General features: G+C 61.9%; 12 protein-coding genes, 1 tRNA gene and 3 pseudogenes. 6 read left to right on the top strand and 10 right to left on the bottom strand.

Features of this window, described 5'->3' with window-relative positions:
- Positions 1–22: 22 nt before the first annotated feature.
- The 4 genes from BRA49_RS01985 to BRA49_RS01970 all read right to left on the bottom strand — a co-directional run bounded on the left by BRA49_RS01985 (position 23) and on the right by BRA49_RS01970 (position 5,129).
- Positions 23–1,336, bottom strand: a complete 1,314-nt coding sequence (locus BRA49_RS01985; protein WP_292382991.1) for a methyl-coenzyme M reductase glutamine C-methyltransferase — start codon at positions 1,334–1,336, stop codon at positions 23–25.
- Positions 1,337–1,389: 53 nt separating this feature from the next.
- A complete protein-coding gene (locus BRA49_RS01980) occupies positions 1,390–2,085 on the bottom strand; it encodes a hypothetical protein (protein WP_292382989.1) in 696 nt (231 codons plus the stop codon).
- A gap of 159 nt (positions 2,086–2,244) precedes the next feature.
- Positions 2,245–3,279 (bottom strand): ABC transporter permease, encoded by a 1,035-nt coding sequence (locus BRA49_RS01975; RefSeq protein ID WP_292383720.1) that lies wholly within the window; start codon positions 3,277–3,279, stop codon positions 2,245–2,247.
- 44 nt (positions 3,280–3,323) lie between these two features.
- Complete coding sequence (locus BRA49_RS01970) at positions 3,324–5,129, bottom strand: PrsW family intramembrane metalloprotease (protein WP_292382988.1); 1,806 nt, start codon at positions 5,127–5,129, stop codon at positions 3,324–3,326.
- A 79-nt stretch (positions 5,130–5,208) separates the two neighbouring features.
- Here BRA49_RS01970 and BRA49_RS01965 point away from each other — a divergent pair, with 79 nt between their 5' ends.
- Entirely contained in the window at positions 5,209–6,099 is an 891-nt protein-coding gene (locus BRA49_RS01965; RefSeq protein WP_292382986.1) for an ABC transporter ATP-binding protein, read from the top strand.
- A gap of 293 nt (positions 6,100–6,392) precedes the next feature.
- Here BRA49_RS01965 and BRA49_RS01960 read toward each other — a convergent pair whose 3' ends face one another.
- Entirely contained in the window at positions 6,393–8,897 is a 2,505-nt protein-coding gene (locus BRA49_RS01960) for a PAS domain-containing protein (RefSeq protein ID WP_292382985.1), read from the bottom strand.
- A 282-nt stretch (positions 8,898–9,179) separates the two neighbouring features.
- Here BRA49_RS01960 and BRA49_RS01955 point away from each other — a divergent pair, with 282 nt between their 5' ends.
- Positions 9,180–9,902 carry a PAS domain-containing protein gene (locus BRA49_RS01955; protein WP_292382983.1) on the top strand — a complete coding sequence of 241 codons (723 nt, stop codon included), beginning with the start codon at positions 9,180–9,182 and terminating at the stop codon, positions 9,900–9,902.
- A 164-nt stretch (positions 9,903–10,066) separates the two neighbouring features.
- Here the strand turns inward: BRA49_RS01955 and BRA49_RS01950 are convergent, their stop codons facing one another.
- From BRA49_RS01950 to BRA49_RS01940, 3 genes and pseudogenes are all read right to left on the bottom strand, one after another.
- On the bottom strand, positions 10,067–10,210 hold the full coding sequence (locus BRA49_RS01950) for a hypothetical protein (protein WP_292382982.1): 144 nt from the start codon (positions 10,208–10,210) through the stop codon (positions 10,067–10,069).
- Positions 10,207–10,335, bottom strand: a complete 129-nt coding sequence (locus BRA49_RS01945) for a PAS domain-containing protein (protein ID WP_292383718.1) — start codon at positions 10,333–10,335, stop codon at positions 10,207–10,209. Before BRA49_RS01945 ends, BRA49_RS01950 begins: the two co-directional genes overlap by 4 nt.
- 39 nt (positions 10,336–10,374) lie before the next feature.
- Positions 10,375–10,737 (bottom strand): annotated as a pseudogene (locus tag BRA49_RS01940) (PAS domain-containing protein); the annotation flags it as partial.
- Between the two features lie 183 nt (positions 10,738–10,920).
- On the opposite strand from BRA49_RS01940, the pseudogene BRA49_RS01935 reads away from it, so the two are divergent.
- Both BRA49_RS01935 and BRA49_RS13580 read left to right on the top strand, forming a co-directional pair.
- Positions 10,921–11,724: pseudogene (locus BRA49_RS01935) on the top strand (RNA-guided endonuclease InsQ/TnpB family protein); the annotation flags it as partial.
- A pseudogene (locus tag BRA49_RS13580) lies at positions 11,715–11,918 on the top strand (zinc ribbon domain-containing protein); the annotation flags it as partial. The pseudogenes BRA49_RS01935 and BRA49_RS13580, both read left to right, overlap by 10 nt.
- A 177-nt stretch (positions 11,919–12,095) precedes the next feature.
- Here the strand turns inward: BRA49_RS13580 and BRA49_RS01930 are convergent.
- Positions 12,096–14,294 (bottom strand): PAS domain-containing protein, encoded by a 2,199-nt coding sequence (locus BRA49_RS01930; RefSeq protein ID WP_292382979.1) that lies wholly within the window; start codon positions 14,292–14,294, stop codon positions 12,096–12,098.
- Positions 14,295–14,561: 267 nt separating this feature from the next.
- Here BRA49_RS01930 and BRA49_RS01925 point away from each other — a divergent pair, with 267 nt between their 5' ends.
- The gene (locus BRA49_RS01925) at positions 14,562–16,415 is read left to right on the top strand and encodes a methyl-accepting chemotaxis protein (protein WP_292382977.1); all 1,854 of its coding nucleotides are present in this window, start codon (positions 14,562–14,564) and stop codon (positions 16,413–16,415) included.
- 10 nt (positions 16,416–16,425) lie between these two features.
- Positions 16,426–16,917, top strand: coding sequence for a chemotaxis protein CheW (locus BRA49_RS01920; RefSeq protein ID WP_292382975.1), 492 nt, complete (start codon positions 16,426–16,428; stop codon positions 16,915–16,917).
- Positions 16,918–17,304: 387 nt separating this feature from the next.
- Here the strand turns inward: BRA49_RS01920 and BRA49_RS01915 are convergent.
- Positions 17,305–17,378 (bottom strand) — tRNA-Lys (locus BRA49_RS01915).
- Between the last annotated feature and the right edge of the window lie 7 nt (positions 17,379–17,385).

Raw genomic sequence — 17,385 nt, 5'->3', positions numbered from 1 at the left:
TCGAACTTTAGGGCGGGGTAGTTCACGCCCCGGTTCGTGGATACCGGAGGAGGAGTTCGGTCGCCGCCCTGATATCCTGCCCCTGCTTCTTCGCCTCGGTGAGGTAAGCATCGTAGACCTCGTCGGTTACCAGCCGTACCTGCGGGCGGAACATATCAGCATGCATCATCAGGTCAAAAGACCGGGCTTCGCTCTCGGTGAGACCGAGCGCCCGGTACTCCCCGGTGTGCGGCATAAATGCCGGGTTTTTGTCTCGGGGCGTCCTGACCGCGAGGTCGGCGAGGGGCGTCCCGGGAATGGGCTCGGCGCTGCTCACGAAGACGTCGTCGAGAGAGAGCGCGGCAATGAGGTCCTTTGTTGCCTCGTAGTCCCGTTTCGTCTCCCCCGGGTAGCCGACGATGAAACTTCCCGCAACCCGGAGGTTGTGCTCCCGGCATCGCTCCACCGCTTCCTCGACCTGCCGGACGGCCACACCCTTGCCCATCAGCCGGAGCACCCGGTCGCTCCCCGACTCGATCCCGAAGAAGACCCACCCGATGGTATACTGCCGGATAGCGTCCAGGACCTCATCGGTGATACAGTCCACGCGGATGTCCGGAGAGGAGACGTTGTGCGGCCCCATCACCTCGGCCATCCCGCGGAGGAGGTTGATGAAGGCTTCCGGGTTCATCTCGCCGTCGCGAGAGCCGTAGAGCGACCCGGTCCCCCCGGAAACCGAGAGCCGCGTGGCCCCGGATGCTTTAAACACCTTCACCTCATCGATGATGCTCGCGAGGTTCCGGCTCCTGACTTTCCTCCCGAAGAACCGGGGCACCTGGCAGAACGTGCATCCCCCGATGCACCCCCGGTGGGTCTCGATATAGGCACTCGCGCCCCGGATGCTCTGGCTCCCGATATCGTCCGGGATCAGCGGGAGCGGCCGGTCGATCGGTGCCGGCGGGGCGGGGGGCGTCACGACCACCCGTTCGTTATCACGGTAGGCAATCCCGGGAAGGGTAGCCGAGACCCCTTCCTCGACGAGGCGGACCACCGTTTCCTCGCCCTCGCCGACGACCACCGCATCGGGAGCGAGTTCCCCGAGCACCATCTCCGGCGCTGCTGAGACCGGCCCCCCGATGTAGACCGTCCCGCCCTGCTTGCGATGGGTCCGGATAAGGCCCCTGATCGCAGGATCGAGGAGGTGCTGGGTGGAAAAGAGGCTCGCGAGCAGGAGCGAGCCGGCCGGGGCCCCGCCCGTCCGCGTGAGGGTCACCCGGTGGCCTGCGTCGCGGAGGACGCCGCCGATCAGCATGGCGCCGTAGGTGTAGATGCCGGGAGAGAGGATCGTGATATCCATGATACAGTATCGGCACAACAGTATACAAATGGTGGGGCCCCGCCGGTCCCCGGTCAGAGCGGCACCTGTTGCCTGAACCGCCGGGCCTCGGCGACGGTATGGGCGTCCCGGTCCGATGCGGCGATCAGCCGGGCCTGAAGCCGCATGATATCGGCGATCATGGGTTGCGGGTGCTGCTCCAGCGTCTCCGTCACCACGGCACGGGCCTCCCTGAGTCTACCCGCCCTGCGGAGCAGGTCCGCGAGGAGCGCTTCGTCCGCTCCCGCCTGGGAGGCCAGGCGTTCGCCCTGATCCCACGCCCGCCGCAGGAGATCGGCAGCGCGTTTCCGGCAGATCCGGGCGGGTACATCCTCCCCCTCGTCGTCGCAGATCCAGGCGGCGTGGAGGGATGCCCACGCCGCCCGGGCCGGGGCACCGAGGTCTTCCTGGATGATCGACCAGCAGAGGAAGGTGTTTGCAATCTTCGGGAACTTCGGGGAGTCGAGTTGCCAGCGGTAGCGCGGGAGTTTCACCACGTCTGCCGCTCTCTTCGGGGCCTGGCCCGGGTCGGGGGCGCAGTAGCCGCAGGAAGGACACCGTTTCACCCATGCGTAGATGGTGGACCGCAGGGGTTCGGCGGGGCGAGTGTCGAGGTCCCGTGACCCGACGCTGCCGGAGGCCTCGGGGATGGTGAACCGGCAGGATTCGCCGCAGACTGCGCAGGCCGTATTGAGGTAGCGAGGGTGGATCATCGATGGGCTGACTTGCATAACCCGGAATATATAATTTTGCATCACTGGAAGACGGGCGGAGGATGAGAGTGCGGGACCCCTCTCTGCCGACCGGCCCGGGACAGTGTATCGGGGTATCCGGTTCCGAAGGCTTCGAGACCGGGATGGACCGCCGGCGACGCAACCCGGCCTCGTCCTTCACCGGGTTCCCGGGGCGGCTTCTCCGACCCGCCGGGCGTAGGCCGTTGCGGCCCACCCGAGGAGCGCCGTCGCGCCCGCGACCAGCGCAAGGACCAGCCAGTGAACCGGGCTCGCGGTATCCACCGCGAGCCGGACGATGAGGTTGAAGGGGTTGTAGGGGACAGCCAGGACGAAGAGGAAGACCACGACGAGAGCCGTCGAGAAGATGAACTGGGCGCTGGTCCGCTCCCGGTAGTGGAGGCCGACGAGAGCCCCGACCAGGATGAGGAAGAGCCCACCCGCCGAGACATGGAGGAGGATCGGGGCGGCGTTGTTGACCGCGATGCCGTTTGCCCGAAGAAGGAGGAGCCACGCCCCGGCCTGGACCGGGACCAGGATTGCGCAGGCGGCGACCTTCCCCCAGACCATCTCCCTGAACGTGACCGGTGTCGACATGAGCGTCTCAAGGGTCTGCCGCTGGTACTCCTCGGTGATGAGATCGATGATCAGGGCTGCCGAGACGACTGCCGGAAGGAGGACGAGCAGCGGGATGAGGAGGCCGTAGACGAACTCAAAGAAGTTCTCGCCGCCCCCTGATTCGGGGAAATTCAGGCCGATGGGGAAGGAGGTCCTCCGGTCGGCCCGGACCTCCCGGAGTTCCTCCTCGTAGCCCTGGAGGACCTCTTTGAGCTTGACATTGATGACGCTCGACTGCAGGTCGTTCTGGATGAGGTAGAGCGTGAGCATAACCGGTTCTTCCGCGTCCGGCGGCGTATCCGGGACGTAGACCACCGCTGCAACTCTCCGATCGCGGAGTGCTCGAAGTGCCGCGTCAAGGTCCGTCCGGTGGAGGACGAGGTCCGGGCGTTTTTCAAACTCGTCGATGAGGGCTGATTCCGCTCCCGCGTACCCGACACCGTAGTTAACCGTCGAGTAGCCCTCGATTGCCTCCGGGTCGTACATGGTGGTGAGCCCCACCATCAGGAACGAGGAGAACATGGCGATGAAGACCTGCAGAAGGATGGCGAAGACGATCGTCTTCTCCGACGACAGCCCGAAGAACTCTTTCTTTGCGATAAGGCCGATATGGCGGGCGTTCAGAGGAGCACCCCCGTGAGGAAGTAGAGATTATAGAGGCAGTGTACCACGCTTGCCACGAGAAGCCCGGGCACGTAGGCCCGCCGCCCCCCGATCATGAGGAAGGTGCCGGTGATCAGCACTCCCGCAATGTGGAGGAGGAGCGGCATCCAGAGCACCTGGAGCGATGCGAAGAGGATACTACCGAAGATCGACTCCGTGATCTGGGCGAGCGTGGCAAAGAGGAGGAGTTTTTCCCCCGCGAGGAACCCGAAACCGATGGCTATCGCACCGAAACAAAGGTTTTTTACTGTGAGGAATCCCGGGCGCTCCCGTGCTGCCGCGTAGAGCCCGGCTGATTTGGCAACCTCCTCGATGAACGCCGCAGAAACGGTCAGGAGGACGAGAGAGAGCGGCATCGGGAAGTTGAAGAAGAGGACGAGCGTCATCATCTGGGCCATGAAGACGAACGGTATCGTGAATGCGGCAATGAGGAAGAGCGAGAGGTGCGGGTGGTCGCGGCTGATCCCGCCCGAGACGAAGTCTGCGAGCCTTGATGCGAGGGGTTTCTCCGAGAAGAGACGCTCCTCCCGGAAGTTGACCGTCCCGACGTAGAAGAGAACGGCGCTTGTAGCGAAGAAGAGCGCGGTCGAGTAGACGTACTCCATGGCGGTGAACCCCTCACCCTGGATCTCGAGGACGACCAGGGTGAGGGGGGAGATGATGCTGATGACATGGGTGTTCGCAAAGACCGTCGGGAAGAAGAGGTACGACGTGGCGAGGGTCGAGAAGAAGATCGAGACGAACGAGAGTTCTTTGAAACTCCGGGCGGCCATCCCGATGATGAGGGCGTTTGCGAGGAAGAAGATGACGACCGGGATGAGCGGGAGAAGGATCGTCACCGGCACCCCGATGAAGAGGGTGATGGCAGCCGAGACGAAGATCATGATTCCGAAGTAGGGGAGCGCCTTCCCGATGACGATCGCCGACGGCCGGACGGGGGTGGAGAGGAGAGGTTCCCCGGTCCGTCCCACCCGCTCGTTCATCACGCTCATCATGAAGAACTGGGAGGTGAAGTAGAGAGGGAAGATGAAGACGAAGACCAGAACGAGCGCGTCGAAGGGAAGCGGGGGCGAGAGTTCCGATGGTGTCTGAAGCTGTGCCCCCTGCCCGTTCTCCGAGAAGATGCCGGTGTAGCGGGCGAGGGGGTGATCGCTCCCCACCTCCGCGAGTTGCTCCCGGAGGTCGTCCTCGGAGACCGGGACGGCCGATGGCGGAAGGGTCACCACCTCGACCGGGCCGGAAGGGGCGGGAGCGACCGGGGTGGTTGCCGGGGCGCCGACCTGCTGCCCGCTCTGGGTCGCCAGGAAGTCGATCTCGCTTTTGACGTACTTCAGATCGATCCAGAGCGGGTAGGCGGCGAAGAGGTCGGGCTCCCCGGCGGCCACGCGGGCGACGTAGGACTTGTAGTCACGCTCGAGCGTTCTGGCCGCCGCCCGCCCTTTCTCCGTGTCGGCGACGTATACCACTCGATTCAGGATGAGGACGTCGTACGCGAACCGGTTCTCACGGAGGGCCGGGCCGTCGGCGAGGCCGATGGTGAAGCGGCTATCGGTGGCGACGACCCGGGCGACGTCGGGGTCATCGATGCCGATGCGGTAGATGCCGTCCTGCATGTGGACGCCGCTCTGGGCGGCAAACACGGTCACCAGCACCAGGAGGACAAGCAACCCCGCCGCGAGCGGCAGGACGTTTCGTCCCATCGTGGTCATCGACCGGTTCAACTCCCACGTGGCGATCGTCCGGATGGAGGAAACGAGACTCATGGTAATCCCAGAAGGCGTCGGAGAACTCTACCTCTGTGCAGCAACCTATTAGTAGTCATCGGAGCCATAGGGAGATCCGATGATTGCCGCCCGCTCTCTTGTCAAACACTACGGCGACTTCCCGGCCCTCGACGGCGTCTCCTTCGATCTCGACGATGCACGGATACTCGGGGTGATCGGGCATAACGGGGCCGGCAAGACTACACTCTTAAAGATTATGGCCGGCCTCATCGCCCCGACGGCAGGCAGCCTCGAGATCGGCGGGGTGGATGTCGTGAGAAGGCCGCTCGACCTGAAGCAGAACCTGGGCTACCTCCCCGAGGAATCGCGGCTCTACGAGACGATGACGACGGATGCCTACCTGGCGTTCTTCGGCGAGATCTACGGCCTCCCGAAGGCGGCCATTCGGGCGCGGCGCGACGACCTCCTCGCTTCGCTTGCACTTGAGCCCGACGGGAAGAAGATCGGGGAGCTTTCGAAGGGGATGAAGCGGAAGGTTGCCATCGCGAGGTCACTGATGCACGACCCGGGACTGCTCATCTACGACGAGCCCACCTCCGGTCTCGACCCCATGACCTCGCGTTCGGTGATCGAGTACGTCAAAGGCCTCCGGGAAGATGGTAAAACGGTGATCTTCTCGGCCCACAACCTCTTCCAGGTGGAGGAAGTCTGCGACCTCGTGCTGATCCTGCGGCGGGGGAAGGTGGTGGCCGGGGGGACCATCTCCGAACTCAGGGAGACCTTCGGTTCGATCACCTACCAGGTCTTCTTTCGGATACCCGGCCCTGCGTCTGCCTTCGCCACGTCGGTCGAGTTCTCCGCCCACGACGGCCGGTACCTTGCCGAGGCACGCTCCATCGAGGAGTTGAACCGGACGACCGCGGCGCTCGCGGCCGACGGCGCGACGATCGACCGGATCGAATCGCACTACCCGACGCTTGAGGAGATGCTCCTGATCATCGGGCGGTGACGCGGTGCATCGAGCCACTTCGCGAACTTCCGCGTGAGCCTGTGGTAAAGACAGGTGACGGGCCGCACGCGAAGGACGCGAAGGGGGTGTGAAATTTCGCATGAATACTCCGTAAATTTGAAAACTGGGCCCCATTTGCGCTTCTAAACGTGACGTTCCGGTGTCTATCACCTTGGGGGGGGCAGGTCCCCCCCTGTCTCCGCCCTCCGTGGCGATGCCCACCACGGCCCACTACACGAGGACAAGCCCGGAGATAAAAGAGCAATAGTCCAGCAGGTTCGGCCCTGTCGTCATTACACGGGGTTTTCCAGCGTTTCACCGGTAGCCGGATATACCCCGGTATAGATCTCGAATCTTCCCGCACCCGGCTGCACAAACGTCCGGCGTGACCACCGGATCGGCGGCTGTTCCCCGTCCTTCGCCAACCCTGGCCTGGTGAACGGCTCTCCGGCACTCAGGGGATCCATGCCAAAGAATTCATGAACCCGCCGGCCGGTCGGGTCATGCCCGGTCAACGCCCTGCACCGTCTGTTGCACCACACGATCCGACCGTCGTCATCCGCAACCACGACCTGGGCATCGATCGCGTCGGGGGCGGCAGCGTTGAATATCCACCCCCGTTTCAGCAGCTCCTCGGTGTGGCACAGCGCCGTGATGTCGTAGACGAACCCGATCGCACCGGCGATCTTCCCTTTACTAGCGTAGACCGGAAAGGCTTTCTCCCTGATCACCCGCGAGTACCCGTTTGGCAGGGAGGCGGTTTTCTCGGCGATGAGACAATTTCCTTCCTCCCGTATGCAGCAGGCATACCCCCCCACCGGCAAGTCACCGGAACCGATCGCCTGGTCGACGAGCATAGGCACCCGCCCACGGTAGAACGGCACCGAGTACTCGTAGTTCCCCTTTCCAAGCATATCAGCCGCGCTGATGCCGGTCATCGTCTCTATGGCCCGGTTCCAGGCCATGACCCTCCCGTCGCGATCGATAGCAAACGCTGCTTCCGGGAGATTCCGTATGGTCTCTTCAAGCAGGGAGCTGGCCGATCTAACCAGAGTTCCGGCTTTTTCATACCCATCTGTATCCTGAACCCTGACCATGTACCCCAGGGGGCGGGTGTTTTTGGGGTCGCACAACGGGGAGATGTTCGTTTCTATCGGCGTGGCACCGGGATTTCCCTCACCGTGGGCAACGGAACACGAAAGTCTGACCTGACGACCCTGCTGCAGCATGCCGATCTCTTCACGGGTGAGGCTGGGATACTGGAATAACCTGGCCCCTGAAGTCGTGAGAGGGACGGAGAGTTCCCGGAAGGCTTTATTGGCGTGGATCAGGGACCCCTCGTGGTCATAGAGCGCTAATCCGACTGGAGATTCGTCAAAAGCCATACCGAACAGGTCTTCGCTCCGCCACCGGATCTTATCTCCTGCTCCGGAGATGAGCCGGAAGACTGCACAACAATACTCTCTCCCGTCCAACTTGAGGTATTTTGCAGTTATCTCAGCCGGGAGGAGCGTTCCATCGAGCCTCCGCAACATCGATCCGGTATAGTAGCAGCCCTCCCGCCGGAGTGTCGCCCATATCTGCTCAAGCGACTCGCGGTCGCACCGGATATCGATCTCCTGGAGATACAGCAATCGCAGGTCGTCCCTGGTATACCCGAGATCCCCGCACAGTGCCTGGTTTGTATGGAGAATGCGGCCGGAGGGATCGAACCAGCAGATGCCGTCCGTAGCCATCTCTACGGCATACCTGGCAAACCACGACGCGCTCTCGACCTTATCGGGGTGTGCAGTATCCTCGTAATACCAGAATTCCCTCTCCCGGGGCGGAGCCCGTCTCCCGGTTTCCTCTCCATATTGCAGGGCTCCGCCCCGGGCCGCCGGGTATTCGTTTACGTCATGACCCACCAGTTGATACTCCAGGAGCGTTCCGGATGAACCGTAGAGCGCCCGCAACGTCCAGGACTGCCACAGGATACCTCCATTCCGGGCGCTGATGCGGCACCTGATCGTCGTTGCCGGGTGCTCGACAGTGAGAGAGCGGAGTTGCCGGTTCCACTGCTCTCTCTCGTCCGCGGTGACCGGTGGCTGGAACCGCCGCCCCACAAGATCTTCTTTCGCCTGACCCGCCATCCTGCAGTAGCCGGGGTTTGCCCGCCTGACATACCCCTCAGGAGAAAGCCTGACGATGTATTCGCTCTGGTCCTCGAAGAGCGCCTGGTAGCGCAGGATGCCAAGTTCATCCCCGTTGCCACCCTGATCGCTCTCCGTGACGTCTTTCAGGACCAGGGAGACCGCAGGGCGTCCGGACTCAAGCACCGTAGGTATGAACGAGACGGAAAACGCTCTCTCCCCCTTGTGCTTGCCGGTCTGGCATCGCACCGTCTGTTCCTCGCCTCGCAATGCAGAACGCAACCGCGTCTCGAGATCGCTGATCCCGCGCAGGCCGGGGAGGAGATCGTCGATACGGCGTCCTGTGCCGCGTTCTCCGGCAGGCATGCCCAGGCTGGCCGGCATCGATGCGGACACTTCGATTACATCGAGAAGGTGATCGAGAATAATGTAATGGCGGCAGAATCTGCGTACGGCTGAAACCGGGATCCGATCTGCTGTGAAGTACATCTTTGCTGTACCTACCTGCCGCATGCCGACCGAACCCTGGCTCTGCATGATCTCCAGGTACTTCACGAGGGTGTTGCGGTTTATCCTGGATAGAGACGATATTGATGTGATGCTCAATCCTTCGGGGTGCAACCTGAGGAGTTCCCGTATCTTCTCCGTAACTTCCACCAAATCCATATCCATAATCGTACCGGCACCCGGTTTCAATGCAACATACTGCAGGTCCAGATAAATACTTCCTATATTGCATGGCGTCTTTGCATGGCAAATCGGAGATTTGAAACCATCTTCAGGAGATTACCAGATTACGAAGGCTTGCAGACAGCTTCCTTCCCGGATCCGAAGATGCGGCACGACGGCGACACGCATGGTGGGGGAGGAGGAGCCGTTCGTTTGCCCGGTCCGGAAAGAAGGATGTGAAGCAAATTGTGCCAGGAACCCTCTCCACTAGAAGAGAAGATGACATGGTATCGGGCAATACTGTATGCTCTGCCTGATGCGGTACTGCTGGTCGAGGACGGCAGATGCATCGATGGGAATACCGCCGCAGGCAGGCTCTTCGGCCTTGCCGGGCGGGAGGAGGTCATTGGACGGGATATCTCCTGGTTCTCGCCCCCACGGCAGCCGGATGGGAGGGCATCCGGAGAGGCGATCCATGCCTGTATCCTGGATGCGATACGCGGCAGACCCGGGAGGTTTGCATGGCAGTGCCGGCGGGCGGACGGCACGACCTTCGATGCTGAGATCGCCCTCGCGGCCGCCCGTATCGACGATGCCGTTGTTATCCTGGCCTCGATCCGGGATTCCAGCAGAGAAAACCTTCTGCTTGCCGGGGCGCGGGCCGCAGAATGGAGGGCGGAGATGGTGATCCAGGGGAACCCCATGCCCCTCGTCATCTGGGATCTGGCTATGACCCTCCGGGCGGTAAACAAGGCGTTCCTGCAGATGACAGGGTATGAGAGAAAAACCCTTGAATCGATGAGTGTCCATGACTTTGAATCTCTCGATCGGACCGCCCGGAAGATCGCGGACGCGACTCTGGAGGGGCAGACGGTACTTGAGGAGGTCACGCTCGACCTTCCTGCAGGAACCCGCACCCTGATCCGGTACAGCACTCCTCTTGTGGACGGAGACGGGAACGTCATAGAGATACTGACCGTCTACCGGGACATCACCCCGTAGGGGCAGGGCGTCAGGGGGTTCTGAGGGACACTGTGATAAATCCGGGAATGCGGGGAGGACCGTTGATCCCGGCGCAGGTATTGCTCCCACCGCCTGCCTCTCCTGTATCGGCGCCGGCTGTTCTACCACTTGTGATGCCCCCGCGCATCGAGGTCAGCAACACATCAGAGTAGCTCAAGGGCCGTGTTCGTAGAGATCCTCTCCTTCTTCAGGACTTCCTTGGCCCGTCTCTGTTCCGTGATGTCCCGGATCGACTCGATGGCACCGGCAACCTCCTCCCTGCCGTCGTAGAGCGGGGCGGCCCTCACCCACCATGTCCGTCGCGAATCACCGCTGTGGGGATCCCGGTTGGATCCTCCATCGCCAGGTTCCAGGTGGTGACGACTCCCTTCCGGTCGATTGCAAACATGGCATCGGGCAGATGCCTGGCGATGCCGGCCAGCCGGTCACAGGACTCCTGGAGTGCTCCTTCCGCCAGAACGCGGCTGGTGATATCGTGTACCTGGATGAGGTAGCCGTCCGGGGATCCACTGTCGGGTGACCTGAGCAGGCTGATGACGCCCCCGATGTGGATGGACCCGGCCCGGGCCGTTGGGAGGAGATCCCGGCTGCGGATCTGGTCGAAGTCGATGCGGCACTCAAGCGGGGTCGCCGCATCTCCGGGTAATTGCACCTCGCAGTTCCCGAGCGCCCTGCAGGCCTGCAAGAGGTTGATCCCCCGTACATCGTCGAGACGGGCGATCCCGAAGAGTTCGAGGCAGGTCCGGTTGACGTGGAGCAGCACCCCCCGGGGATCGCAGACCGCGATCCCGGTGGGGGAATCCTCAAATATCCTCCTGAACCGTTCCGCATGACAGAAAACCGGGTTTCAAGGGGCGCAAGCAAGCCCCCGGCTTGAGCCATGGGGAGAATTGCACCCTTTGGTCCGTTCACGAATCTCCCCGCACGGCATATCGTATAGACTGATGAGGCCCAACTCCTCTATTGGTTCAAGCAATGAGACACGTCACCCGTTACCGTGCATACCCCCTCTCACACCGTTGAACAGCGGTTGTGCACCGGGTTTGCGAGATGCACCTTTGTACGGAACCACTGTCTCGACAACAACGCCTTTCGGGACTCTCTTTTACCGGAACTCAAGAAACAGCACCCGGAACTGAAAGAGGCGCAGAGTCATGTTCTGCAGAAAGTGATCCACCGGATCGTCTCCAGCCTCCGAGCCCTGAGAGCGATGAAAGCGAAGGGGAGAAAGGTCGGCAAGCTCCGGAAGAAGTGGGTTCACTCGATGGAATTTGATTCGACCGGGTTCAAGCTCACGGGCAACCGCCTCCGGTTGAGCAAGATCGGGGAGCTGCCGATCGAGCTCAGCCGCCCGGTACCCGGGCGGATCAAACAGATCGTGATCAAGCACACGCCTGCTCACAAATGGTTTGTGGCGATCATCTCCGAGACTCCGGACACGCCCGAGCCGACGACCGGTACCCGGGCGGTCGGGATCGATCTGAACCTGGAGAACTCCTCCACCGACACTGATGGAGTGGTCTTCGAGCACCCGCACAACGTCAGGAAGTCGGCGAAGCGGCTCCGCAGGGCTCAGCGAAAGTTGTCCCGGGCAGTGAAGGGCAGCAGGAACCGCCGCAAGCAGCGGGTCACGGTTGCCCGGATCCACGAGCGGATCGAGAACCGGAGGGACGACTTCCTGCACACGTGGAGCCGATACTATGTGGATCGATATCATCTTATCGCGCTGGAACACCTAAACATCAGGCCGATGGTCGAATCGCTGGACGCGAAACTCCGTGGCAGATCTAAATCTTTTCTCGATGCCGCGATGGGCCGGAGGGCCGGAGCGGGAGAAGCCGGAGGCTTCGAATCGCGTGGTACAAGGCAAGAGAGTTCATACGCTACAAAGCTGCGAATGCTGGTAAGTATGTCCACATTATTGATCCGGCCTACACGACCCAGGACTGTTTCCTCTGCGGGCACCGCGAAAAGAAGGATCTCGCGCAGCGAACCCATTCCTGCCCGGTCTGCGGGTATACCGTTCCGCGAGATCTGAACGCCGCGCAGAATATTCTGAAACGAGCATCTGTAGGGTGGGGCACACCCGAATCTACGTTTGTGGAGATCAGAACCGCTACACCGCCAAGCCCGGCGGTGCAAGTTCCGGTCAACGAAGCAAGAATCTCCCGGCTAAAGCCCGGGGAGAGTGTCAATCCGCAACGTCTCCTCCGCCCGTTTCGATGCCGTGATGTCGCGGGCGACGCCCATCACGTAGCGGCACGTCCCGTCGTCCGCGCGGACCGGGATGAGCCGCGTATCGTACCAGACCTCACCATCCGGCAACGGCAGCCGACTTACGTTGTTTTTGATCGTGCCGGTAGCCGCCACCGACGCGACGTTCCGGCGGTAGTCTGCACCCTGGCCGCCCGGGAAGAGATCGGGGAGACTCTTCCCGAGGATATCTTCCCCGGGGCGGTGCAGCATCCGCGCCCCGGACGAGTTGACGTAGAGCAGGCGCCCATCCGGGTCGAGCAGGAAAACGACGTCCGGCAGCGACTCGGTCAATATCCGGTACCGCTTTTCGCTCTCCGTCCGTGCCGCCTCGACCTCTCGTTGCCCGGTAATATCGCAGAAGATGACGATTACCTGGAACGGATTCTCTTCGCCGGGTCGGAACCGGGGAACGGCAAGGAGATCAAGCCATCGGTACCCGCCTTCCCGGGGGTTGAAGAAGCCGAGGGTCTTTCTCTTTGGCATACCGGCCGCCAGAGTCGCCACGTGCGGGAGCATGTCCCCCGGGTACCCGGAGTTGTCTTCATCGATAAACCGCCACCGGAGTTCACTGCAGGTTTTGCCCCGCATATCCGAGAGCGGATACCCGAGTACGCGTTCGGCGGCGGGATTGGCATCGATGATCCTGCCGTCATCCCCCAGGTAGATGGCGCCTTCGGCCAGTGCCTCAAAGAGGTTCCGGTACCGCGATTCGGCCTCTTTTGCCGCCGTCCCCGCCCTCTTTCTTCCCGTAACGTCCCGAAATTGTAGTATGAGCCCGGAAGGCGTGCCGTTCTCCCCGGAGAATACCGGCGATGCCGCACCCTCAAGGCAGATCGTCTCCGCGTCGTCCGTTGCACTGGAAGTCCGGTTCTGGCGCTCGTTTCGGGGGTAGGGGATGGTAAACCTGAGCGGCTCTCCGCCCTGTAGGGTGCGCGGCATATCAGGGGGAATGTGCGGGTCTGCAAAGATGTTCCACCCTTCAATCTCTTTCCGGTCCGGGGCGCCTAAAATCGCGAGAAACGCACGGTTGACGCGAACCACGACACCGTCCATGCCGCAGAACGCCATCCCGGCGGGCGACTCCTCGAAGATCGCCCTGAACCGCTCCTCGCTCTCCCTGAGTGCGGCCACCCGGCCGTTTGCCTGCTGCTCAAGGGCCTGCTGTTGCCGACGCAAGGATTCCTCGAGCACCTTGAATTCGTGGATATCAGAGCAGATGTACTGGTACTCGAGGATCTCGCCTTCAGGGCCGCAGAGGGTCCTTCCCCTCCACCGGTACCAGCGAACGTCTTCATCCGGCATAACCATCCTGCAGTCGATCGTCGCTGCCGGGTTCTTCGGCGTGAGGCCCCGGACAAACTTCTGCCACGCCGCCCTCTCCTCCCCGACAAGCGACGGGCGGAATTGCCTCCCGACGAGGTCGTCTCCGCTCTTCCCCGCCACCCGAGAGTAGATCTCGTCGGCCCACCTGGTGCGCCCGTCCGGCGAGACGCGGACGATTCCTTCGGCCCGGTCTTCCCGGAGCGCCCCCTGCCGCAACGCCTCAAGCAGGCGCTCTTCTCTGGGATCGCCATCCTCTGGGACCTTCTCCAGGACGAGCGAGATCGCGGGCCTGCCGGTCTCAAGCACGGTGGGTATCAGGGAGATCCGGTAGGAGGCGGCACCCCTGCGAGAGCCGGGGCGCCACCGGAAGGTCCCCTCTTCTCCCCAGAGAGCCCTCCTGAGCAGGGAGGCAACATCATCTGAAGACGTGCCGGAAAACAGAACCGAAACCGGGCGGGAGGTGAGAGCCTCAGGCGTCGTCCTGAGGATGCTCGCGAGCGTATCGGATACCTCCAGGACCTCCAGGTTGTGGTCGACGACGATGAGGTTCGGGGAGCAGAATCGGCGGACGGCCGCGACCGGCAGGCGCCGGGTCGGGCAGTAGACCTTTGCCGCGCCGACCAGCCGCATATCGACCGATCCCTGCCGTTGCAGTATCGCGAGGTATTTCGAGACCGAGTTCCGGTTCATCGGGAAGAGAGTTGCGATATCGCTTATACTCAGCCCGCCCGGGTGCTCCTGTAAAATCCCGAGTATCTCTGCAAGATTCTTCTCTGTCTGTCTATCGACCATGGAGGACGACCGTGATGTAAGGTCATGCCGGAAATGGTATATATAATTTACGGAAATGCATGGCAAACATGCATGGCATAAGAGTTATTTTAAGTGGTAAAATGAGGATAGCCTTACATTAGCGACGAAAATTGGGAGATCTGATCCGCTGTGTGGAGAGGGCTGGCACGATAGCCGACACCTGGACCGGTGGTCGGGCTCGCTCTGCCCCTCGCCCGGCCCGGCGGAGTCTGCAGAGAATATGTGAAGTCGTACAGGAGGCAAACCATGATATCAAGTGAACAAGGATCAGACAACTTCATCTCAACCGCGGCAGAAGAGAGCCGGCGGCAGGCGGAGACCATCCTGCAGGAGAACCCGATGCCTATCATCATCTGGGACCGGAACCTGCACGTGAAGACAGTGAACAAGGCGTTCCTGCAGATGACCGGCTACGACCGAAAGAAGGCCGAGTCCATGACGATCAAGGACTTCAGCTATATCGGCAACCAGTCCGGCCAGGAAGTGGCGGAGGCTTTCAGGACAAAGCAGACAACATCCGGCGAGATAACGGTTGCGCTCCCGACCGGCGCCTTCTCATTCGTCCGCTACAACGTCCCGCTCCCCGACGGGACGGGCAACATCGATAGCGTGATGACTGTCTACAAGGACATCACCGACCAGAAGCAGCAGATAGAGCGGATGGAGGTGCTTCAGCAGCAGGCCGATGTGATCGTCCAGGAAAACCCGATGCCCATCCTCCTCTGGGACGCCGACCTGACCATCAAGGTCGTCAACAAGGCGTTTAAAAAGGTGAGTGGTTTTTCCGAGGAGCGGTCCGCGCACCTCTCCGTGCGGGACTTCAAGTACATCAGCCAGTCGGGGCAGGGTGCCGCTGATACACTGAAGAGCGGGAAGCCGAGCAAAGGCGAGGTCACCGTCGAGTTCCCTGCAGGCGTCTGCATCCTCGATCGCTACAACATCCCGCTCTTTGACAAGCAGGGTGACATCACGAGCGTGCTCACGGTCTACAACGATATCACGGAAGGGCGGACGCTTGAGCAGAAGCTTCAGAAGAGCATCGGAGAGTTAGGGGAGGGCCTCGCCGCGATTGCCAGCGGCGACCTGACCTGGGTGGTGCCTACCTACCCTGGCGACCCGCTGGGAAAACTTAAGAAGGACGTAAACGGAGCGCTTAGCGGTCAGAAGGAATTATTCCTGCAGATCCTCGAACAGGCCGATGCCCTCGAGCACATTGTCGGCGATGCCGGGAAGGGTGCCGACGAGATCGCCCAGGCATCGCAGCAGGTGGCAAACACCGCCCAGAAGACGTCCGACGGCGCAAAAGAGCAGATCCGGCAGCTTGATCGGGTGACGAAAGAGATCGGGGACCTCTCCGCGGCCGTGGAAGAGATTGCAAGCACCGCCCAGGAGGTCCGTGACCTCTCCACGAATGTGGCAAAGGCCGGGGAAGCGGCCGTCGGGCTCGGGAACGAGGCTGGCGCAAAGATGCAGGCGGTGCAGCGGATCTCCGAGCAGGCCGTCGGGGAGATCACAAACCTGAACGAGAAGATGCAGGATATCGGTCATATCGTGAAACTGATCACCGATATAGCGAACCAGACGAACCTCCTCGCGCTCAACGCCGCGATCGAGGCCGCCCGGGCCGGGGAGCACGGTCGCGGGTTTGCGGTCGTCGCCGGCGAGGTCCGGAACCTTGCCGGGGAGTCGAAGAGCGCGACCCGGCAGATCGAGGAGGTCATCGGCGGGGTAACCGCAAGCAGCGGGAAGACCGCCGAGGCGATGCGGGGAGCGCACACCGAGATCCTCAGCGGGATCGAGAGCGTGAACAAGACCATCGCGGCCCTCAATAAGATGGTCGCCGACGTCAACGCCTCCGTCGGCGGCATCGCCGACATATCCCGGGCGACCGAGAACCAGGCCGATGCAGCAAACGCGGTCACAACGAGCATCGAGGAGGTCTTCTCCCTGATCCAGGAGACCGAGAAAGGCACGGAGAACCTCGCCGCGCTCGCTGAAGAGTCGTCTGCCTCGACCGAAGAGGTCGCCAGCGCCTCAAACGAGATCCAGCAGATGGCGCACCAGCTCCGCGAGAGGGTCGCGGCGTTCAAGTTCCAATGAGGCCGTGAGCATGATCGATGTCGTTGAGTTCGGGCTGGGACAGGAACTGTATGCGATGGACATCCAGCTTGCCCGTGAGATCGTGGAGATGATGCCCATCACCCACATCCCCCGGGCGCAGGACTACATCGCCGGGATCATGAACCTCCGCGGAGAGATCACCACAGTCATCGACCTGAAACGGCTGATCCAGATCCCGGGGGTATCGGGCGACAACCAGAAGATCATCGTCCTCGTGGCCGAGGCGACGGGAGGGTCGAACCTCGGCATCATTGTAGACGACGTGCACAGCGTCATCCAGGTGGCCGAGGACGATATCGAGCTGATGGACGAAGGGATCGCCTCAGGGGTCCATGCCTTCGTCAAGGGGATCATCAAACTTGCAAGAGACGAAGACGACCGGAAGCAGGCCGACGGGAGGGGCCGGCAGGAGGCCGGGCTCATCCTCTGGGTCGATATCAAAAAGATACTCGACGACCTCGTCCGGAACAGCCGGGCATAGGCGCCCTTTCGGCGCGCCTGCAAAACGCGGCGTACTCGCAATTCTCTCTTTTTTTGACCCCGCCGTCCAGCCTGTGGTGGGCGGGTGCGGAACAGGCAGGCCTCCGGGGATCTCTCTCCTGCACAGCGCGCTCCCGGATTTTTTGTCAGAGCTGATTATATATAGCAGCGGCATATACGTGCCTGCAGAACCCCACAAAAATCGCAACAACCGGCCTCTCGTATGAAACCCTGGCGCGGACGGCGGTCGATGGGGGTTGACCGGACGACCGGGCGCCCCGTCCGTAATGCGAGTAACCTCGGAGGGTGATCACGGGAACCGGGCTGATCGTCACCGAGACGATCTCGAGAGAATCCAGGCAGACAATATGCAAAATTGAGAACTCGACGGGCCTGAAGGGATTTGAACCCTTGGCCTACGGATTAAGAGTCCGTCGCTCTGCCGAACTAAGCTACAGGCCCATGCATC

Source organism: Methanoculleus sp. UBA430, assembly GCF_002506585.1.
GTDB lineage: Archaea > Halobacteriota > Methanomicrobia > Methanomicrobiales > Methanoculleaceae > Methanoculleus.
Note: the sequence above shows the minus strand (reverse complement) of the source record. Positions and strands in the feature narration are given on the sequence as shown.